Origin of the sequence: Microbulbifer yueqingensis (assembly GCF_900100355.1) — a bacterium.
GTDB lineage: Bacteria > Pseudomonadota > Gammaproteobacteria > Pseudomonadales > Cellvibrionaceae > Microbulbifer > Microbulbifer yueqingensis.
Map to the genome: position 1 here is coordinate 580301 of NZ_FNFH01000001.1, position 20674 is coordinate 600974.

Sequence of the window (20674 nt, forward strand, 5' to 3'; positions counted from 1 at the left end):
TGGCCGGCTCTGCTTTAACCCTTAAAGCGCGTGCTTCAATCCACGTACACGGGCCCCACGCCCATGCTCCACAGGATCACCGAACCCACACGCACCGTCACCAACAGGACCAGTCCGATGGTCACCACAGACGTGGCGTACATAAAGGACTGCTCCTTGCTGAGGTTCATCAGGATCGGGATGCCCTCATAGATCAGGTAGATTGAATATGCGGCAGCCGCGAAGGTCACCGCGGCGTTGAGCCACAGGTTGGGATAGAGGCCGATAAAGCCCACGAGGAAAATCGGCGTGGTCACAAACACGGCCAGCGCCGTGCCCTCATAGTGGCGTGTGGGTTCATCGCCCTCGACCATGTAGGTCTTCGCCATCCAGTTGATGAACTCCCCGAACAGGTACACACCGATCAACATGGAGATATAGGTGAGAATGGCCAGCGCTGCCGCACTGCCGGCGGTCAACTTGACGATGTTATCGCCCACCCGGAATCCCACCTGGGTGACCCCGATATAGCCGCTGATGCAGGGAATCAGCGCCAGGATAGGGACATGGCTCAGGAAAACCTGTGCGAAAGAGTGCTTGTCGGCGCGTATCGCCTTCCACTCCTTGTCGGGATTGGTCAGGATGCCGAGGGTATGACTCAAGATTCGCACGTTTCTTCTCCCTTATCCGCTTTTGCTAGCAGTATCGGGGGATAGCGCCCTATTAACCAATGCTAAACAGGAATTAGGCGCCAATTTTAAATTCAGAAACGCTCCAAGCGCTTATTTATGGGTGCACACCCGGTTGCGGCCAGCCCGCTTGGCTCTATATAGGGCCTTGTCCGCAGCCGCCAGCACCTCGTCCGGGGACCGCATATCGCGGGAAGCACTGGCCAACCCCACGCTCACCGAGGTCTTGATCGACTGGCTGCCACCGCGGCCTCGCAACCTCTTTCCGGCACTCTTGTTGTGCGGCCGGTTCGCGCCCCTGATCCGCAAGGGATAGCCGGCAATTCTTTTCCGCATATCCTCGAGTGCGCGCTCGGCACGCTCCCGGTTGCGCCCGCGGAATACCAGCACGAATTCCTCACCGCCGTAGCGGAAGGCCCGGCCACCCCCGTAGCGGGCGATCTTGCCCGCAACCATGCGCAGGGCCTGGTCACCCACCTGGTGCCCGTACCGGTCATTCAGCTTCTTGAAGTGATCTATATCCACCACCGCGATACTGAAGCTGCGGCCCAGGGTGAGCAGGTAGCGGCTGTAGGCCCGCCGCGACGGGATACCGGTCAAATCATCGCGGAATGCCAGTTCGTAGGCACTGCGCAGCGCCAGCAGGGCAAGGAGCAGTCCCGCGCAGGCCGCGAGGATCACCAGGGTGCGGGGGCCGGCCCCGAGCACGTAGACGGCGCCGGTCAGCAACACGCTCGACAGCAGGCCGAGGTTGACCGGGTCGCGACGAACCGCGGCCACCGCCAGGCCCAGGATGGCTGCGACCAGAAAACCGAGATCGGCCCATCCCAGGGAAACCAGCCAGTCCCCAATATGCCCCAGTGGCAGCCCGGCCAGGACCACGGCGAGCGGCCTGGCAGCGGTCACGATCCCCGCACAGCAATCGTACAGGTAGCCCAGGCCCAGCATCTCGAGCACCAGCACCCCGGCCAGCAGCAGCCCGAAAAAGCTGATGACGCTGCGATCGCGCAGGGCCATCACTATGGAGGTATTGAGTGCCAGCAGTGCCAGGCCGTGAGCAACAAGCCAGCTGCGGCCGTCGGCGGGTATCTGCCCCAGCAGGATATAACCGGCCAGTAATTGGCAGGCGACGAAGGCGAGGCGGCTAGCCTTGAAGTAGATGCCGAGACCGAGCGCCGCCCCCAGCAGCAGCAGGGCCAGGCGCGGGAGTATGGCGATATCGATCGGGACCGGCTGGAAGTACAGCGCCGCCGCCAACCCGAGGGTCAGCGCGGACAGCCAGCCATAGCGCAGGGTGTTTACGAGAAAGGGCATAGCGACATCAGGATAACTGCGGGGCCGCGATTATAGGGAATGGGTCACGCACCGTCCGGCACTGGGTCGCAGGCCGGAAACAGCGGGCCGGGGATTGCGGCCCGCTCCCAACTGGCAGTGGATCCTTACTTGACCACCCGCAGCGAGGGTTTCTTCGCGGATTTCTTGCCCAGGCTGGTGGGCGGCGTGGGCTCGGGTGGCTCGGGGGTTTCCTCGGCCTCGAACACCATGCCCTGGCCGTTTTCCCGCGCGTAGATACCCACTACCGCGCCCACCGGCACCTGGATATCGGTGGGCACACCGCCGAAACGTGCATTGAAGCGGATGGCGTAATTGTCCATATTCAGCCCGGCCACCGCTCCCTCGGAGATGTTGAGTACAATCTGGCCATCCTCATTGACATGCTGCTGCGGCACCAGCACCCCAGGCAGGTGGGTATCCACCAGGATGTACGGTGTACAGCGGTTGTCGCTGATCCATTCGTAAAAGGCCCGCAGGATATACGGACGACTGGATGTCATGGCCTGCTTACTCAACAATCACCTCAACGCATTTCCCGTTCGTACTCGGTCAGGCTCTGCTGGAAGGCTTCGCGTGAGAACAGGCGGTCCATGTAATCCAGCAGTGGCTTGGCCTGCTTGGTCTTCGGCAGGCTGATCTCGAACTGCTCCAGGCGCCACAGCAGCGGGGCCATGCAACAGTCTACCAGTGAAAACTCTTCATTGAAGAAGTAAGGCAGGTCATTGAACAGCGGCGCGATGCCGACCAGGCTGTCGCGCAGTTCCTTACGCGCCGCAGTCGCCTCTTTACCTCCCGCCAGGATCTTGTCTACCAGCGGAGACCAGTCGCGCTCAATACGATACATGATCTGGCGGCTCTGGGCCCGCGCCACCGGGTAGACAGGCAGCAGGGGCGGATGTGGGAAGCGCTCGTCCAGGTACTCCATCATCACCTTGGTCTCGAACAGCACCAGATCGCGATCCACCAGTGTGGGCAGGGAGTTATAGGGATTGAGATCCGCGAGCTCCGCCGGCTTGTCATCCGGGTCGACATCGATGATGTCTACCGAAACCCCCTTTTCTGCGAGCACAATCCGCACGCGGTGACTCAGGTGACTGCGACCATCGGAAAAGAAGGTCATGGAGGAGCGCTTGTTGGTGGGCACACCCATCTTGTAACTACCTCAAACTATCGGCCGGCATGTCGCCGGGCCGGGATCCGAAAAACGAAAGGGTGATGGAGAAACTCCACCACCCGGATGCGGCGCCACCTCCGCGATGGCGCCGGAAATCTGCTTCTGAACAGACTGGTGCTACTTAGTGGTCCACGTCTTTCCAGTATTCGCGGTTAAGCAACCAGGCGAACGCGAAGAAGACGAGAATGAACGCCAGCACGTAGAAGCCCACGCGCTTGCGGTCTTCCGCCATCGGCTCGGCGATGTACTCCATGAAGTTCACCAGGTCGTACATAGCCTGGTCGAACTCCGCTTCGGTCATCGAGCCCTTGATGTCGCCGATCTCGAGGCTGCCACAATCGGCATCCATGATCGGGTTGCCCAGTTCATCACGCACGACCTGCCCGTGGTCACGCTTGGGACCCGGGGCGCACACCGGCAGCCCCTGCAGCTCCATCAGCACGTGCGGCATGCCGACGTTCGGGAATACCTTGTTGTTGACCCCGGTGGGACGGCTCTCGTCCTTGTAAAAACTGCGCAGGTAAGTGTAGAGCCATTCCGGTGAGCGGGAGCGCGCGACCAGGGTCAGGTCGGGCGGCGCGGCGCCAAACCAGACCTTGGAATCGTCGGGCCGCATGGAGATCTGCATCAGGTCGCCGATCTTGTCGTCGCCCAGCACCAGGTTCTCCATCATCAGCTCGTTCGGGATCTCCAGGTCCTCGGCCACCCGGCCCCAGCGGGAGAAGTTGGCGCTGTGACAACCCATGCAGTAGTTGACGAAGTACTTCGCGCCCCGCTGCAGGGACGGCTTGTCCTGCAGGTCGATGTTGATGTGGTCCAGCTCAACCTTGCTCTCTGCGCCCACTGCCTTGATCGGCAGGAAGGCCAGCATGAACACAATGAACATGCCGATGAACAGGATGCCGAACGTCTTCTCGCCGGAGGGGCTGGTGACGCGGGTCGGCGGCTCGGTGACATGGTCACGATTGGTCAGCCACGGCAGCGCCGCGAAGAACACTGCCAGCAGCAGCGCAACCAGGCCAACGAAGACACTGGCCTTCCAGTTGGTGACCGCCATCCACAGGAACAGTACGCCGAAGACACCGCTCACCACCCAGGACGCAGTGCTCTTGCGCTCGGTGGGGTTGGTCCAGACAGGCATGGTGATGAAGTAGGCGAAGTAGAACAGGGTAGCCACCTGCGCCAGGAAGTTACGGCCCGGGGTCGGGGACTTCACGCCGAGATAGCCGAGGATGATGAACACCGCCGCGAAAACCAGCAGCAGCGCCTTCGGCAGCATGCCCTTGTAACGAATCGAGCGCACCGGGCTCTTGTCCAGCCACGGCAGCACGAACAGCACCGCAATCGCCGCGCCCATGGCCACCAGGCCCAGGAACTTGGCGGTAAACGGACCAATGTCGATGGTCACCGCCCGCAGGATGGCGTAGAAGGGGGTGAAGTACCAGACCGGCGCAATATGCTCCGGGGTCTTCAGCGGGTTCGCCTCCTCAAAGTTGGCGTATTCCAGGAAGAAACCACCCATTTCCGGGAAGAAGAATACCACCACGCTGAAAATGAACAGGAATACCGCGATGCCTACCAGGTCGTGCACGGTGTAGTAAGGATGGAAAGCCACGCCGTCTTTCGGCACGCCGTTCTCGTCCTTCACTTTCTTGATGTCGATACCGTCCGGGTTATTGGAACCCACTTCGTGCAACGCGAGGATATGCAGCACTACCAGCAGCACCAGCACCAGCGGCAGGGCAATCACGTGCAGGGAGAAGAAGCGGGTCAGGGTGATGCCGGAGATCAGGTAATCACCGCGGATCCACTGCACCAGCTCGTCACCGATACCCGGGATGGCGCCGAACAGGGACACGATCACCTGGGCACCCCAGTAGGACATCTGGCCCCACGGCAGTACATAGCCCATGAAGGCCTCGGCCATCAGCACCAGGTAGATGCACATACCGAAGATCCACACCAGCTCGCGCGGGGGCTTGTAGGAGCCGTACATCAGGCCCCGGAACATGTGCAGGTAAACCACCACGAAGAAAGCGGAGGCCCCGGTGGAGTGCAGGTAGCGAATCAGCCAGCCCCACTCCACGTCGCGCATGATGTACTCGACGGAAGCGAACGCACCCTCGGCTGAGGGGTTGTAGCTCATCACCAGCCAGATGCCGGTCAGCAGCTGGTTGACCAGCACCAGCATCGACAGCACGCCGAAGAAGTACCAGAGATTGAAATTCTTGGGCGCGTAGTACTTGCCCATATGGGTGTCCCAGGCGCGATAGATCGGCAGCCGCTGGTCTACCCAGTCCCCGAAAGATGTTAGCCACTTCATGCGCTGCCCTCCTGGTCTACACCGATCACGATTACATCGTCAGTCTCATAGGAGTAAGGCGGCACATCCAGGTTGGTCGGTGCCGGCACCCCCGTATACACGCGGCCGGCCATATCGTACTTGGAGCCGTGACAGGGGCAGAAGAAACCGCCCTGCCAGTCCGCGCCGCCGAGGTCGGCAGCCCCTACCTCGGGACGGTACATGGGTGCGCAGCCCAGGTGGGTGCACAGTCCCACCAGCACCAGCAGGTGCGGCTTGATGGAACGGTAGCTGGGGTCGACGTACCCCGGCTGGATGGATTCCTCGGACTCCGGGTCGCGCAGCTGCGGCACCACCTTTTCCAGGTTCTCCAGAGCCTCCTCGCTGCGGCGCACCACGTACACCGGCTTGCCGCGCCACTCGACAGTGACCATCTGGCCCGGCTCGAGCTTGCTGACATTGTATTTGACCGGCGCGCCGGCCGCCTTGGCCTTGGCACTCGGATTCCAGGATTTCACGAAAGGTACAGCAATACCCACCGCCCCGGCGCCACCTACCACAGTGGTGGCGGCGGTCAGGAAACGGCGCCGCCCTTTATTTACACCGTCATCACTCATGACGTAGTTCTCCCATCACAGCTTCTCCCCGAGGAGAGATTGGCTGACCCATACCCAAAAAAAACTGTAAGACTGGTCGATTCAAGATCTCCCCCGGAAAGAGTGCCCGGGCGGATAAACCCCAAAAATCACGCGGATACAAATTCGCGCAATGTTAAAGAAAATGCCATTTTGATACAAGGTAAACGCGGAGGGGAACGTCGGTCATCGCGCGGCGAACTGGCGATAAAACAACCAGAACTGCAGCCAAACCTGACCAAACCTCCGACCGGACAGGCCCCGCGGAGGTACAGCGGGAAACAAAAAAGCCCGGCAGGAGCCGGGCTTGAAAAGCAAAAGCGGTTTAACGCTTGGAGAACTGCGGCTTCTTGCGCGCCTTGCGCAGACCCACTTTCTTCCGCTCCACTGCACGCGCATCGCGGGTTACATAACCCTCGGCACGCAGCGGCTCGCGCAGCGCTTCGTCGTACTGCATCAGGGCACGGGTCAGGCCGTGACGGATTGCACCCGCCTGACCGAAGGAACCACCACCCTTAACAGTGACGTTGATGTCGAACTTTTCAACCATATCGACCTTTTCCAGCGGCTGACGCACGATCATGCGAGCCACTTCACGGCCGAAGTACTGGTCCAGGCTGCGACCGTTCACAGTGATTTTGCCCTCGCCCGCCTCGATAAATACACGAGCGGTGGAGGTCTTGCGGCGGCCGGTACCGTAATATTGTGTAGTTGCCATGAGATTCTTCCCGTTTAGATCGCCAGTTCAGTCGGCTGTTGTGCCGCGTGAGGATGTTCGCTGCCGCTGTATACCTTCAGCTTCTTGAACATGGCACGACCCAACGGACCCTTCGGCAGCATACCTTTAACGGCGCTTTGAATGGTGCGCTCGGGCGCTTTCTCAATCAGCTTCTCGAAGCTGATGGACTTCAGACCACCGGGGTAGCCGGAGTGGCTGTGGTAGATCTTGTCTTTGGCCTTATTGCCGGTCACGCGGACCTTTTCTGCGTTGATCACAATGATGTAATCACCGGTGTCCACGTGGGGCGTATATTCAGGCTTGTGCTTGCCGCGCAGACGGTGAGCGATCTCGGCGGAAATACGGCCGAGAGTCTTGTCCGCAGCGTCGACAATGAACCAGTCGCGTTTTACCGCTTCCGGCTTGGCACTGTAAGTCTTCATGTTATAAAACACCTGCATTGAGCCTCCGGAATGGAGGCCGTCCCACAAAAAGAGCGCGAATACTACATAAGCACCCACGGCATTTCAAGGCTTATCTGGGCATTTTTTAACCCCTGCCCCACCCACATTAGTCCGGCCGGTGCGGGCGCGCCAGATAGTCGTGCGACTGCATCTCCAGCAGGCGGCTGACCGTGCGCTCAAACTCGAACCGCAGGTGCCGCCCCACATACAATTCCGCCACCGGCACCTCCGCAGAGATGACCAGCTTGACGCAGCGGTCATAAAACTCGTCCACCAGGTTGATGAAGCGCCGCGCCTGGTTCTCCATGCGCCCGTCCATCTGCGGCACGTTGGCCAGCAACACACTGTGATACTCGCGGGCCAGCTCGATGTAATCGTTCTGGGAGCGCGGGCCGTCGCAGAGCTCGGCAAACTCGAACCAGGCCACGTCGTCCGCCTCCCGCACCGCCAAGATGGAGCGGCCCTCGATATCCAGCGGCTCATGCTCCCGGATTTCGGCCCCTTCCACGATAAGGCTGGCAAAGCTCTCGGCCAGGCTCAGGTCGGCCGCCTGGTCCAGGGGGCAGTGGTACAGCTCGGCCCTCTCCAGTGCCCGCAGGCGGTAGTCGGTGCCGCCATCCACATTCAGCACTTTTGTGTGGCGCCGCAACAGGTCGATTGCGGGCAGGAACCGGGCGCGCTGGAGGCCATTGCGATACAACCCCTCGGGCTCGATATTGGAAGTGGCCACCAGGGTCACGCCGCGCCGGAAGAGCGCGTCCAGCAGGTTGGCGAGAATCATCGCATCGGTGATGTCCGAGACGAAGAACTCGTCAAAACAGAGAACCCGGGCCCGTTCGGCGATGCTTTCGGCCACCAGCTCGAGCGGGTTCTTCTGCCCGTCGAGCCGCCTGAGTTCCCGGTGGACCTCGCGCATGAAGCGGTGAAAATGCGTACGCTGCTTGCGGTCAAACGGCAGTGACTCGTAGAAGGCGTCCATCAGGTAGGTCTTACCGCGCCCCACCCCGCCCCAGAAATAGAGCCCCGTCTCCGGCTCCGGTGCCGGGCGCCCCCACAGGCGTCCCAGGCGCTGCCACAGCCCGGCTGCCTGCGGCTGCGCGCACAGTCGCTCGTAGAGATCCTGGAGTTCCTCCACCGCCGCTCGCTGGGCCGGGTCGGCCACGAAATCCGGCCGCTGCAGGTCGCGCTGGTAGCGCTCCAGCGGTGAAAGCGGGGTTGGCTTGTCGGTGGACATGACTTGGTGCTTGACCCATGGGTGGTTGCGGGGGGCGCCACTTTACCAAATATGGCGCGCGTGCGCCTAGCGAGCCGACTCCGCCCGGCGCGCCACTGACCCGCTGGCCATTTTTTTCTATCGAGGCCCGACGACCGGGTGCGAATTGCGTATAATGGGAGCTGGACGGCGCCAGGGACAGCGCAGACATTCGCAATCCGGGGAGACTGTATTCGTGCACTCTACATCCATTCTTATTCTGGTCGGAATTCTTGGACTGGCCCTTGGGGCCCTGCTGGCATTTCTCGCCACCCGCAACCGCGGCGGGGTTGACCGCACCCAGGAACTCGAACTGCGCCTGCGCGATGCCAACCGCAAGCTCGAGGACTTCCAGCTGCAGGTTAACGAGCACTTCGACCAGACCTCCCAATTGGTCCACAACCTCACCGAGAGCTACCGGGAAGTGCACGAGTACCTAGCCAACAGTGCCATGCGCCTGTCGAGCCAGGACATAGGCCGGCAGATGCTCGAGGCCGGCAGCGGCAAACTGAGCGAGAACGACGAAGCGCTGCAGGGCGTGGAACCGCCGCGGGACTGGGCACCGAAAGAACCGGGCGCGAAGGGCGCCCTGGCCGAGGACTACGGCCTGGAGCGGGAACCGCAGGAACGATCGGAAAACGCCGCCAACCGCTGACCCAGCGGTAACACCAACACCAGGTCCCGTGCGGCTGCGACTGCGGCTGTGACGAGACAATAAAAAAAGGGCGGGTTTTACCCGCCCTTTTCTGTTTCCACCAGCTGCCCTTACAGCTTCTGGTAGTAATCCATCAGGATCTGTGCAACTTCCGGGCGGGAGAACTCCGGAGGCGGCGCGATACCGTCGCCCAGCATCTCGCGCACCTTGGTGCCCGATAGCAGGATGAAGTCTTCCTTGGTGTGATCCGGCACGTCACGCATCATCACCACCCGGTTGAGCTTTTTTGAGTAAGCCGTGTGGTCAGCGCGGAAAATCTCGATCTCCAGGGCCCCCGCCGGAACCTTCTCATCGAAAACGGTCTGCGCATCGAAAGCGCCGTAGTAATCCCCTACCCCGGCGTGGTCCCGGCCCACGATCAGGTGGCTGCAGCCGCAGTTCTGGCGGAATACCGCATGCAGCACCGCCTCGCGGGGACCGGCATAGAGCATATCGAAACCGTAGCCCGTCACCATCACGGTATTGGCCGGGAAGTACAGCTCGACCATCTTGCGGATCGCAGCGTCGCGCACCGGTGCGGGGATATCGCCCGGCTTGAGCTGGCCCAGCAGCATATGGATCAGCACGCCGTCGGCATCCACCGCTTCCAGTGCCATCTTGCACAGTTCCTCGTGGGCGCGGTGCATCGGGTTGCGGGTCTGGAAAGCCACCACCTTGTTCCAGCCGCGCTCGGTAAACTCATTGCGGATTTCCACCGCAGTGCGGAAAGTATCCGGGAAGTCACTCTGGAAATAGCTGAAGTTCAGCACCTCGATGGGACCGGAGAGCAGCTTGCGGCCCGCGGACTTGAAGGTCGCTACACCCGGGTGCTTGTCGTCCAGGGTGCCGAAGACCTGCTGGGCAATGGTGTTGACCTGCTCATCGGTGACAGTTTCGATGGCCTCGACGTCCATGATCGCCAGCACCGGGTTGCCCTCCACATTCGGGTCGCGCAGGGCGATGCGGGAAGCTCCCTCGATGGCACTGGTGTCTTGCACCATGTTGACCACCGGCACCGGCCAGAACAGGCCATCGACGGTGCGCAGGGACTCCGCCACGCTCAGGGTGTCGGCCAGGTTCATGTAACCGTGGAGCGGGTTGAAGTAGCCGGCCCCCAGCATTACCGCATTGGCCGCCGCTGCGGAGCTGACCACGATCGACGGCAGGGACTCCGCTTCGTGCATCAGCTGGTGATGCCTTTCACTGTCGTAGACGAAACGGGGCTGCAGCTCGACGCTGCCGTGGGGGCGAACCAGGGACATAGTGGTCTCCGAATTGAGTACGAAATGGAAGTAGAAAGCTCTGCGAGCCGGGCATTATACGGAATATCGCGCCGCGCCCAAATGGCAGGATGCTCGCGCATCCGATGAATCCGGCCGCCAAACCCGTATAATGGCCGCAAATTCAGGAGGCTAGAGTGTCCTTACAGAGATTTGTGCAAGACTGGGCGATTCCCGCAGGTATCGGACTGTTGCTGGCGGCAGCCGCCCTGCTGCTGTTCCCCCAGTTGCGTGAGGGGGCTTTCGGCCCCGAGCGGGACGAGTGGAGCGGCCCCGCCTCCTATGCCCGCGCGGTCAATCGCGCCAGCCCGGCCGTAGTCAACATTTATACCCGCAACGCCGTGCCCCAGCAGCGCCACCCGCTGCTGGACAACCCGGCCTTCCGCGCCCTGCTGGAGAGCACTGACCTGCCGCAGTTCAGGGACCGCATGCAGTCCAATCTCGGTTCGGGGGTGATCGTCAACGAGGATGGCTACATCCTCACCAATCATCATGTGATCAACCAGGCGGATGCCATTGTCGTGTACCTCGAGGACGGGCGCGAGGCACGGGCGGAGCTGGTGGGTACCGAGCCCAACTTCGACCTGGCGGTGCTGAAGGTGGAAATGCCGGACCTGCAGGCTATCGAGGTGGGTGAGCCCGAACAGGCCCAGGTGGGGGATATCGTGCTGGCGATCGGTAACCCGTTCGGCGTCGGCCAGACAGTGACCCAGGGCATCATCAGTGCCACCGGCGCCCGCAACCTGACAAATCTCGGCGCCGGCGGCTACCTGCAGAATTTCCTGCAGACCGACGCGGCGGTTAACCCCGGTAACTCCGGCGGCGCCCTGGTGGACACGAAGGGTCGCCTGCTGGGCATCAACACCTCGATCCTCGACAAGAGCGGATATACCGGCGGCATCAGCTTCGCCATCCCGGCCAATATCGCCCTCAAGGTGATGGAGGACATTATCGCCCACGGCCGGGTGGTGCCCGGCTGGCTCGGTATCGAGGCGATTGACCTGGGCCGGGCACCGCAACTGGCGCGCACCTTCAACCTGCCCCCGTCCACCGATGGCATGGTGGTTACCGCCATCTACAACGAGGGGCCGGCCTACAACGCCGGGCTGAAACCCGGCGACGTCCTCACCCATATCGATGGCCTCCCGCTCCGCAACGGCATGCGCGGACTGGCCACCATGTTCACGCTGCGTCCCGGCGACACGGTGACCATTACCTTTATTCGCGACGGCGTCGAATCTTCTACTGAAGCCATCGTTTCGGAACCGCCCAAACCCCAGGGCGAAACGACCGAGCAGCCGGTGCCGCCACCCACTCAAGAATAAATAACAATATGTGGAGAAACCGAACCATGCGCACATTTTCGCTCGCAGCCATAGCACTGGGCGCCCTGCTCAGCCTGCCGGCATCTGCCGATGACCGCGCGGCCCTGGCCGGCCTGCTGGACAGTTTCCTTGCCGCCACTCACAAGAAAGAGGCGCACCAGCGCTTCTGGGCAGAGGACCTGGTCTATACCAGTTCCAGCGGCAAGCGCTTCGGCAAGGAGACGATCCTGGCGGGATTTGACGGTGGGGATAGCCAGCCGGCAACCACCGCCTACAGCGCGGAAGAGGTCGATATCCGCCTGCTGGGCGACACTGCCGTGGTGGCGTTCCGGCTGGTAGCGGGAGAGGGACCGGCGGGCAAACCGGGGACAGGAAGCCCTGCGGAGTATTTCAACACCGGCACTTTCGTAAAGCGGGATGGCCAGTGGCGCGCGATCGCCTGGCAGGCGACCAGGATCCCGGCGGCGGAGTAAACGCCGCCGGGCAACTACCGCACTACTTGCGCACGCGATATTCGGCTGAGCGGGCGTGGGCCTCGAGCCCTTCACCCCGCGCGAGCGCTCCCGCAACCCGACCCAGCTGGTCGGCCCCCTCCGGGGAGCAGTGGATGATCGAGCTGCGCTTCTGGAAGTCGTATACCCCCAGCGGCGACGAGAACCGGGCGGTGCCGCTGGTCGGCAGCACGTGATTGGGGCCGGCGCAGTAGTCCCCCAGCGCCTCTGCGGTGTGGCGGCCGAGGAAGATGGCGCCGGCATGGCGAATCTGCGACAGGTAGCGCTCGGGATCCTCTACCGAAACTTCCAGGTGCTCCGGGGCCACCCGGTTGGAAACCTCAATCGCCTGCCCGATCGATTCCACCTCGATCAGCGCACCGCGCCCGGCGAGCGAGGCAGCGGCGATGTCGCGGCGCGGCAGCTCGGCCACCAGCTTCTGCAGCGACTCCTGTACTGCGTCGAGGAATCCCCTGTCCGGGCTCAGCAGGATCGACTGTGCCTGCTCGTCGTGCTCGGCCTGGGACAGCAGGTCCATCGCAATCCAGTCGGGATCAGTCTTGCCGTCGCAAATCACCAGGATCTCGGAGGGCCCGGCGATCATGTCTATGGCCACCCGCCCGAATACTGCCCGCTTGGCACTCGCCACGAAGATATTGCCAGGACCCACGATCTTGTCGACGCGCGGCACGGTTTCTGTGCCGTACGCCAGGGCCGCCACCGCCTGGGCACCGCCGATACTGAAAACCCGGTCCACACCCGCAATGGCCGCAGCGGCCAGCACCAGGTCGCTGAGCTGGCCGTCGGGCGCCGGCACCACCATGATTACCGAGTCCACCCCGGCCACCTTTGCCGGCAGCGCGTTCATCAGCACCGAGGAGGGATAGCTGGCCTTGCCACCCGGCACATAGATACCCACCCTTTCCATGGGCGTGATCTTCTGGCCCAGCACGGTGCCATCCGCCTCGGTGTACTGCCAGGATTCCTGCAGCTGGCGCTCGTGGTAGGCGCGCACACGGTCCGCGGCGGTTTCCAGCGCACCGCGCTCGGCGGCGGATATCCTCTGCAGGGCGGCCTGCATCGCCTCGGCGGACACCTGGAAATCAACGCCCGCCTGCAGCTGACGCCGGTCGAAGCGGTTGGTGTAATCGATGACGGCGGCATCACCCCGGGTGCGCACCGCCTCCAGGATTTCTGCCACCGCGCCCTCGACCGCCTCGTCGGCGACCGACTCCCAGGCCAGCAGGTCGCCCAGGCGGTCCTCGAAATCCGTATCTGCGGCATTCAGCCGGCGAATCGGCTCGCGACTCATATCGACCACCTCAGTTCGCGTCCCGCTCGCTCACGGCGACAGCGAGTTTCTCAATGAGGGCATTGATGGGGCTGTACTTCATCTTCATCGAGGCCTTGTTGACGATCAGCCGGCTGCTGATATGCGCGATGGTGTCGCGCGCCTCGAGGCCATTGGCCCGCAGGGTATTGCCGGTATCGACGATATCGACGATCTCGTCGGCCAGCTGCATCAGCGGGGCCAGCTCCATTGCACCATAAAGCTTGATGATGTCCGCCTGGCGTCCCTGGGCGGCGTAGTAGCGCCGGGCGCTCTGCACAAACTTGGTCGCCACGCGAATGCGCCCCGGCCGCAGCGGGGCCCCGGAGATACCGGCGGTCATCAGCCGGCAACGCGCGATACCCAGGTCGAGAGGCTCATAGATGCCATCGCTCGGGTGTTCGAGCAACGTATCCTTGCCCGCCACGCCCAGGTCAGCCGCACCGTGCTGGACGTAGGTGGGCACATCCGACCCCCGCAGGATCAGCAGGCGCACGCCCTCCTGGTTAGTGGGGAAAATCAGTTTCCTGCTCTTGGCGATATCTTCCTGCGGCTCGAGTCCCGCGGCCGCCAGCAGCGGCAGGGTCTCCTTCAGGATCCGTCCCTTGGTAAGCGCAATTGTGATCTGCATTGGTTATGGCTGTTGTTGACCGGTTATGGCTGTTGTTGACTGTGGGCGCGGCACTGCCGCGCATTCGCCCCGCCGGCCGGCGGGGTCAGGGGGCGTCGACTACCGACGCCGGGATCAGCCGGGTATGCGACGGATATTGGCACCCAGCTGTTGCAGTTTCTCCTCGATACACTCGTAACCGCGGTCGATATGGTAAATCCGGTCGACCACCGTGGTACCCTGCGCCACCATACCGGCAATGACCAGGCTGGCCGATGCGCGCAGGTCGGAGGCCATTACCGGCGCCCCCTTGAGCTGCTCGACTCCGGTGACGATCGCGGTGTTGCCCTCGAGGCTGATATTGGCACCCATACGGTTGAGTTCGTGCACCTGGATCAGGCGGTTCTCGAATATGGTCTCGACCACCGTGCCCTTGCCCTCGGCGACGGCGTTCACCACCATCAGCTGCGATTGCATGTCGGTGGGGAAGGCCGGATAGGGAGCAGTGCGAAAGCTCACCGCTTTCGGCCGGTTGCCCTTCATATCCAGCTCGATCCAGTCATCGCCGGTGCTCAGGTGCGCCCCGGCCTCCTCAAACTTCACCAGCACCGCGTCGAGAATATCGGCACGTGTATGGGTCAGGCGCACCTTGCCCCGCGCTGCGGCCGCTGCAGCCAGGAAAGTACCGGTTTCGATACGGTCGGGCATCACGCTGAAGGTACAGGGATTGAGCCGCGATACCCCGTGGACCCGCAGGGTATCGGTGCCGACGCCCTCGATCTGCGCCCCCATGGCAATCAGGAACTCCGCCAGGTCGACGATTTCCGGCTCGCGAGCGGCGTTGTGCAGCACTGTGGTGCCCTCGGCCAGCACGGCCGCCATCAGCAGGTTCTCGGTGCCGCCCACGGTCACCTTTTCCATGACGATGTTGGCGCCCTTCAGGCGCCCGTTGGTGCGCGCTCGTATAAAGCCGCCGTCGATGGTGATCTCCGCCCCCATTGCCTCCAGCCCCTTCAGGTGGATGTCCACCGGCCGGCTGCCAATGGAGCAGCCACCGGGGAAGGAGACATTGGCCACACCATGGCGCGCCAGCAGCGGCCCCAGAACCAGGATGGAGGCCCGCATGGTCTTCACCAGCTCGTATGGCGCAGTGAGGTCGTTGACCGAGCGCGGGTCAATCTCCACGGCCAGCTTCTCGTCAACGGTCACCTCGCAGCCCATGCAACGCAACAGCGTGATCATGGTGGTGATGTCGTTGAGATGCGGCAGGTTGTGGATATGCACCGGCCCGTCGGCCAGCAGGGCCGCCGCCAGGATCGGCAACGCGGCGTTTTTGGCACCGGAGATTTTCAGGTTGCCGGAGATAGGGCTACCGCCCTCGATAATCAGTTTGTCCATTCGGCCGTGTATCCTACTTCCCGGCCTCGGCAGGGGTCAGTGTCTTCATCTGTACCGCGTGCAGGGTACCGTCAGCGATCTTGTCACCCAGCGCCTCATATACCAGCTGCTGTTTTTTCAGGCGGCTGAGGCCGTCGAAGGCCTCACTCACGACCGTAACCAGCAGGTGACTGCCCTCAAAGGCGACATCGGCGTGACTATCGGGAATATGCCCCTCGATCAGGGCCTTGATTTCTTCAGGTTGCATAGGCGGGGAATACTTGGAATTGAAATGCGGCAGTGTACTAAAAATAGGGCCCCGGGTGCAGCAGCTTTGCCACACCCGCTACCCGCAGGCATCAACCAACCTGGTTGGCAACGTTCTCCGCTGCCGACCAGTTGGCGATCACCTTGTCGATGTCACCGCCATGGGTCTGCATGGCCTGGGCAAACTGGCTGCGGAACGTCTTGCCGAGGTTCACCCCGTTCAGGATTACATTGATCAGCTTCCACTGGCCGGCGCGATTGCGCACCAGGGTATAGGAAACCTTGCTGATGCCCTCTTTGCTGCGCACCTCCTGCAGTACGTTGACACGATTGCCAGAGGGCGGGGTGCCGGGGTTGACCACCCGCACTTCCATCTCGCCGAAGCTGGCCACACCGCGGGCGAAGGTCGCCACCAGGTCCCGGCGGAAAGCGCTGGTGAAGCGGGAGCGCTGGGCAGTAGTGGACTGCTTGGCATAGCGCCCCATCACACCGCGGGCGATAAAGTTGAAGTCCACTACCGGCTCGAGGACGCTGTCCACGGCGCTGTAGTAGCGCTGCGGATCTGAATTCATGTACTGCGCATTCGCCCGGATTACCCCGAGCAGCTTCTGGGACACTCCCTCGATCATCACATAGGGATCCTGGGCCGCACTGGCGAGCGGAGTCCAGCAGGCGACCAGCAGGGCACACAGGGCCAACCGGGCGCGCTTTGCAAAACCCATGGGGGCGTAATTGGTAAACAAGCTCACTTATAATCTCCCATTAGCGAATCGATCCTTGGACGCGCCTGGCGGTAAAAAGTGCCATACGTCCACTGCGCTTGCGCGGCTTCCCGCCGGCGACCGCCGCAACCTACAGCCATCCAAAGCCCGTAATCCAATGTAATAAAAGGACGGAGCTGACAGTCGCGGCGGCAGACTATAGCATGGCCGCGCCTACTGTGGTGGCGATGTAATGACATGAAATAAGTGACAGGTGCCTCGATTTGGTAAATCGGGGCCCTCCTGGCGCAATTCTTCCTGACTATTAAGAGGTTAGCATGCCCGAGGTTTGGCTGGCGGTATTAGCTGTCTGCGGAGGCGTGGCCGGGCTCGTCTGGAGTGCCGACCGCTTTGTCGCCGGCAGCGCGGCCATCGCACTGCACCTGGGGCTCTCCAAGCTGGTGATCGGGCTCACCATTGTCTCACTCGGGACTTCGGCCCCTGAACTGATGGTGGCAGCCAGCTCCGCCCTCAAGGGAGCCGGCGAGATCGGGGTGGGCAACGCGCTCGGCTCCAACCTGGCCAATATCGGCCTGGTGCTGGGGGCCACGGCCCTGGTGGCACCACTTCCCGCCCAGCCACACCTATTGCGCCATGAGGTCCCCACCCTGCTCGTGGTCACCGGCCTGGCCGGGCTCGCACTGGCGGACGGCCGCCTGTCACAGGTGGAGGGACTGGTGCTCCTGGCACTGGTGCCGCCCCTGCTATGGCTGACGGTGCGATACAAGAAGCGCTATGACGGGGTGGAAGAAGAGGACGTGGAAATACAGCAATACACCATGGCACGGGCCTTCGCCTGGTTCGCGCTCGGCCTGGCCGCACTGCTGGCAAGCTCGGAGATCCTGGTCTGGGGCGCCCGCCACCTCGCCCTGGCAGCCGGGGTGAGCCCGCTGGTGATCGGGCTTACGGTGGTGGCACTCGGCACCAGCCTGCCGGAACTGGCGGCCTCCCTGGCCAGCGTGCTGCGCGGGCACTTCGACCTGGCGCTGGGAAATATCATCGGCTCCAATATCCTCAACCTGCTGGCGGTGATGGCACTACCCGGCGCAATTGCCAGCATTCAGATGGAGATTGAGGTATTCTCCCGCGATTATCTCGCCATGCTGGCCATCACCCTGTTGCTGGTGACGGCGGTCAGCTCCAGCCTCTGGTACAACCCGGGACAGGCCCGCCTGGGCAGGCCCCTCGGGATCCTGCTGCTGGCGAGCTATATCGGCTATTACTGGCTCCTGTTCCGCGGCTGACGCGGCGAGCACCGTTATTTCTACAATCAATTGAGCTGTAAACAGAGACCCACGATGACCCAGGACCTGATACTCCAAGCGGGCCGGCGCACGGTACTGATGGAAAATGAAGCCATCGCGGCACTGGAAAACCGCATCGATGACAACTTCAAGCACGCCTGCGAGCTGATCCTGCAGTGCCGCGGCAGGACCATCGTCACTGGCATGGGCAAGTCGGGCCATATTGGCAACAAGATCGCGGCCACCCTGGCCAGCACCGGCACCCCCAGCTTTTTCGTGCACCCCGGCGAAGCGAGCCATGGCGACCTGGGCATGATCACCCGCGAGGACCTGGTGATCGCCATCTCCAACTCCGGGTCTTCCGCAGAGGTACTCACCTTACTGCCACTGCTCAAGCGACTCGGCATCCCCATGATCAGCATGACCGGCAAGCCGGACTCCCCGCTGGCCCAGGCCGCCGACGTCAACCTGGATATCGCGGTGGAAACCGAGGCCTGCCCGCTGAACCTCGCCCCCACCTCCTCCACCACCGTAACCCTGGTCATGGGCGACGCCCTGGCCGTGGCCCTGCTGGAGGCGCGCGGGTTTACCGCGGAGGACTTTGCCTTCTCCCACCCCGGCGGCGCGCTGGGCCGGCGCCTGCTGCTCAAGGTGGAGGACGTCATGCATGCCGGAGAGGAGCTGCCACAGGTATCACCGGAGACTCCCCTCTCCAAGGCCCTGCTGGAAATGACCAGCAAGGGCTTCGGCATGACCACGGTAGTCGACCACAAGGGTACCCTGCTGGGCGTATTCACCGACGGGGACCTGCGCCGGATCATCGACCAGAAGGTGGAGCTGGACAGCGCAACCATGGAAGTGGTGATGAGCCGCCGCCCCAAGACGGTATCGGCCGACACACTCGCCGCCGAGGCCCTGCGCATCATGGAGGACAACAGGATCACCGCCCTGGTGGTCGAGGACGACGCCCGCCACCCCATCGGGCTGCTGCACATGCACGATATACTGCGCGCCGGCGTGATCTGATCCCCGCTGTAAAAGGACAATTCCGTGAGTTCCAAAGAAAAACACCCCGAGAAAATCGACCAGAAACTGTCGCAGGTACGCTGGCTGGTGCTGGATGTCGACGGCGTCCTCACCGACGGGCGCCTGTACTTCGACAACAGCGGCAACGAGCTGAAGACCTTCAGCACCCTCGACGGCCACGGCATCAAGATGCTGCAGAAATCCGGCGTCCAGGTCGCCATCATTACCGGCCGGCGCAGCAGCGTGGTGGAGCGGCGCGCCCACGACCTGGGCATCCACAAGCTGATCCAGGGCCGCGAGGACAAGTTCGCTGCCCTCGAGGAATTGCTCGAAGGCGAGGGCTGCCGCCTGGAGGACATCGCTTATGTGGGAGACGACTACCCCGACCTGCTGGTGATGACCAGGATCGGCTGCCCCATCTCCGTTCCCAACGCGGCCCCGCCGGTGCGCGAGCGCGCACTATGGGTCACCGATGCCCGCGGCGGGGAGGGCGCGGTTCGCGAGGTCTGCGACCGCATCATGCACGCCCAGGGCACTTTTGACGCCGCACTGGCCCCCTATATCGGAGAGCGCTGATGCGCACCTGGCTGCCGCTATTTGTCATCGTGGCCCTGATCAGCGCCGTAGTCTGGTTTGCCGACAGTCCGCCCCCGGAACTGCTCGGCAAGCGCCCGACCCCGAAAGCGCAGGACCGCGCCCCGGACCTGGTGATCCGTGACGCGCGCACGCGCCACTTCAACCTGGAAGGCAACCTCGCCTACCGGGTCGACGCCGAGCAGATCACTTTTTACCAGTTCGGCCGCCGCGACCGGGCCAACCTCACGGAGCCGCGCATCCTGTTTTACCAGGGTGACCAGCCCAAGTGGCGGACGGAATCCCGCTCCGGCGTGGCCCATAACAACGGCCAGCGCGTGGTGCTGCGGGGCGACGTACATATCAATGAACTCCCCGGGCCCGGCGGCATCGAACTGGACACAGAAGAAATCACCATCAAGCCGCGCCAGGAATACGCCGAAACAGACAAAGTTGTTACCATTAGCGCCGGCCCGAACCGGACACGCGGAACCGGCCTGCGCGCATTTTTGAATCAAGACCGGGTAGAAATACTCTCCGAGGTGGAAAGCACCTATGAAACTCAATGATTGCCTTCGCCCGCTGGCAACCCTGGCCCTGGTACTGGCGGTGGCCCATGCAGCCGCCCTGCCGTCCGACCGCGAACAGCCAGTCAAGGTCAACGCCCAGAAGCTGGAGGCCAACCGCGGCAAGAACCTGTCCGTGTACAGCGGCAACGTGGTAATCACCCAGGGCTCCCTGCAGATCCGCGCCGACCGGGTGGAGGTGCACGGCAACCCCGAGGGTGAGATCCGGCGCGTGATTGCCATCGGCAACCCGGCCCACTTCCAGCAGCAGATGCAGCAGAGCCAGAACCTGGTGAAGGCCCGCGCGAAGAGGATCGAGTTCAAGGTCAACTCCGACGAGCTGCAGCTGACCGGCGAGGCCTACGTGGATCGCGACGGCAATACGCTCAGCGCAGAAAAGATCGACTACGACCTCAACAGCGAAAAGATGCAGGCGCAGGGCCAGGCCGGCGACGGTCGTGTCGAAATGATCTGGAAACCGGAGCGCAAGCCGCAAGGTCAGCAGGCCCAGGGCGAGCAGGCCCGGGACGAGCAGGAAGCCACCGACGAAGCGCGGGAAGAACAGTAAGAACGCATCCCGCA

Annotated in this window: 23 protein-coding genes; 8 read left to right on the plus strand and 15 right to left on the minus strand. The window is 62.7% G+C overall.

Features of this window, described 5'->3' with window-relative positions; genetic code table 11:
• Positions 1–35: 35 nt before the first annotated feature.
• The 9 genes from BLT26_RS02550 to zapE form a co-directional block, all read right to left on the minus strand.
• Positions 36–650, minus strand: a complete 615-nt coding sequence (locus BLT26_RS02550; RefSeq protein WP_091507748.1) for a Yip1 family protein — start codon at positions 648–650, stop codon at positions 36–38.
• 111 nt (positions 651–761) lie between these two features.
• On the minus strand, positions 762–1982 hold the full coding sequence (locus tag BLT26_RS02555) for a GGDEF domain-containing protein (protein WP_091507751.1): 1221 nt from the start codon (positions 1980–1982) through the stop codon (positions 762–764).
• 125 nt (positions 1983–2107) lie between these two features.
• Complete coding sequence (locus BLT26_RS02560; RefSeq protein ID WP_091507755.1) at positions 2108–2503, minus strand: ClpXP protease specificity-enhancing factor; 396 nt, start codon at positions 2501–2503, stop codon at positions 2108–2110.
• Between the two features lie 23 nt (positions 2504–2526).
• Positions 2527–3153, minus strand: a complete 627-nt coding sequence (locus BLT26_RS02565) for a glutathione S-transferase N-terminal domain-containing protein (RefSeq protein WP_091507758.1) — start codon at positions 3151–3153, stop codon at positions 2527–2529.
• 145 nt (positions 3154–3298) lie between these two features.
• Complete coding sequence (locus BLT26_RS02570) at positions 3299–5500, minus strand: ubiquinol-cytochrome c reductase (protein WP_091507761.1); 2202 nt, start codon at positions 5498–5500, stop codon at positions 3299–3301.
• Positions 5497–6096: a ubiquinol-cytochrome c reductase iron-sulfur subunit gene (gene petA / locus BLT26_RS02575; protein ID WP_091507763.1), complete on the minus strand. Its 600-nt coding sequence runs from the start codon at positions 6094–6096 to the stop codon at positions 5497–5499. Before petA ends, BLT26_RS02570 begins: the two co-directional genes overlap by 4 nt.
• 343 nt (positions 6097–6439) lie before the next feature.
• Positions 6440–6832: a 30S ribosomal protein S9 gene (gene rpsI, locus BLT26_RS02580; RefSeq protein ID WP_091507766.1), complete on the minus strand. Its 393-nt coding sequence runs from the start codon at positions 6830–6832 to the stop codon at positions 6440–6442.
• 14 nt (positions 6833–6846) lie between these two features.
• Positions 6847–7275 (minus strand): 50S ribosomal protein L13, encoded by a 429-nt coding sequence (gene rplM / locus BLT26_RS02585; protein ID WP_091508755.1) that lies wholly within the window; start codon positions 7273–7275, stop codon positions 6847–6849.
• Positions 7276–7402: 127 nt separating this feature from the next.
• Positions 7403–8530 (minus strand): cell division protein ZapE, encoded by a 1128-nt coding sequence (gene zapE, locus BLT26_RS02590; RefSeq protein WP_091507768.1) that lies wholly within the window; start codon positions 8528–8530, stop codon positions 7403–7405.
• A 214-nt stretch (positions 8531–8744) separates the two neighbouring features.
• Between zapE and BLT26_RS02595 the strand changes: the two genes are divergently transcribed.
• The gene (locus BLT26_RS02595; protein WP_175452998.1) at positions 8745–9203 is read left to right on the plus strand and encodes a Z-ring associated ZapG family protein; all 459 of its coding nucleotides are present in this window, start codon (positions 8745–8747) and stop codon (positions 9201–9203) included.
• Between the two features lie 110 nt (positions 9204–9313).
• On the opposite strand, the gene sat is transcribed toward BLT26_RS02595, so the two are convergent.
• Positions 9314–10504, minus strand: a complete 1191-nt coding sequence (gene sat / locus BLT26_RS02600) for a sulfate adenylyltransferase (protein ID WP_217631359.1) — start codon at positions 10502–10504, stop codon at positions 9314–9316.
• Positions 10505–10659: 155 nt separating this feature from the next.
• Between sat and BLT26_RS02605 the strand changes: the two genes are divergently transcribed.
• Both BLT26_RS02605 and BLT26_RS02610 read left to right on the plus strand, forming a co-directional pair.
• On the plus strand, positions 10660–11847 hold the full coding sequence (locus tag BLT26_RS02605) for a S1C family serine protease (protein WP_091507771.1): 1188 nt from the start codon (positions 10660–10662) through the stop codon (positions 11845–11847).
• Positions 11848–11873: 26 nt separating this feature from the next.
• Complete coding sequence (locus BLT26_RS02610; protein WP_091507774.1) at positions 11874–12320, plus strand: nuclear transport factor 2 family protein; 447 nt, start codon at positions 11874–11876, stop codon at positions 12318–12320.
• A gap of 22 nt (positions 12321–12342) precedes the next feature.
• On the opposite strand, the gene hisD is transcribed toward BLT26_RS02610, so the two are convergent.
• The 5 genes from hisD to BLT26_RS02635 form a co-directional block, all read right to left on the minus strand.
• Positions 12343–13650 (minus strand): histidinol dehydrogenase, encoded by a 1308-nt coding sequence (gene hisD, locus BLT26_RS02615; RefSeq protein WP_091508766.1) that lies wholly within the window; start codon positions 13648–13650, stop codon positions 12343–12345.
• 10 nt (positions 13651–13660) lie between these two features.
• Entirely contained in the window at positions 13661–14299 is a 639-nt protein-coding gene (hisG, locus tag BLT26_RS02620; RefSeq protein ID WP_091507777.1) for an ATP phosphoribosyltransferase, read from the minus strand.
• Positions 14300–14413: 114 nt separating this feature from the next.
• A complete protein-coding gene (gene murA, locus BLT26_RS02625; protein ID WP_091507778.1) occupies positions 14414–15676 on the minus strand; it encodes a UDP-N-acetylglucosamine 1-carboxyvinyltransferase in 1263 nt (420 codons plus the stop codon).
• A 13-nt stretch (positions 15677–15689) separates the two neighbouring features.
• Positions 15690–15923, minus strand: a complete 234-nt coding sequence (locus BLT26_RS02630) for a BolA family protein (protein WP_091507781.1) — start codon at positions 15921–15923, stop codon at positions 15690–15692.
• Positions 15924–16014: 91 nt separating this feature from the next.
• Positions 16015–16671: an MlaC/ttg2D family ABC transporter substrate-binding protein gene (locus BLT26_RS02635; RefSeq protein ID WP_245720557.1), complete on the minus strand. Its 657-nt coding sequence runs from the start codon at positions 16669–16671 to the stop codon at positions 16015–16017.
• A gap of 290 nt (positions 16672–16961) precedes the next feature.
• Here BLT26_RS02635 and BLT26_RS02640 point away from each other — a divergent pair, with 290 nt between their 5' ends.
• The 5 genes from BLT26_RS02640 to lptA are packed head-to-tail and all read left to right on the plus strand — an operon-like array spanning position 16962 to position 20660.
• Complete coding sequence (locus BLT26_RS02640; RefSeq protein ID WP_091507784.1) at positions 16962–17927, plus strand: calcium/sodium antiporter; 966 nt, start codon at positions 16962–16964, stop codon at positions 17925–17927.
• A gap of 54 nt (positions 17928–17981) precedes the next feature.
• Positions 17982–18953: a KpsF/GutQ family sugar-phosphate isomerase gene (locus BLT26_RS02645; RefSeq protein ID WP_091507787.1), complete on the plus strand. Its 972-nt coding sequence runs from the start codon at positions 17982–17984 to the stop codon at positions 18951–18953.
• Between the two features lie 24 nt (positions 18954–18977).
• The gene (locus BLT26_RS02650) at positions 18978–19529 is read left to right on the plus strand and encodes a KdsC family phosphatase (RefSeq protein WP_091507790.1); all 552 of its coding nucleotides are present in this window, start codon (positions 18978–18980) and stop codon (positions 19527–19529) included.
• Complete coding sequence (lptC, locus tag BLT26_RS02655; RefSeq protein WP_091507795.1) at positions 19529–20095, plus strand: LPS export ABC transporter periplasmic protein LptC; 567 nt, start codon at positions 19529–19531, stop codon at positions 20093–20095. The genes BLT26_RS02650 and lptC overlap by 1 nt, the downstream gene beginning before the upstream one ends.
• A complete protein-coding gene (gene lptA / locus BLT26_RS02660) occupies positions 20082–20660 on the plus strand; it encodes a lipopolysaccharide transport periplasmic protein LptA (protein WP_091507799.1) in 579 nt (192 codons plus the stop codon). Before lptC ends, lptA begins: the two co-directional genes overlap by 14 nt.
• Positions 20661–20674: the final 14 nt, after the last annotated feature.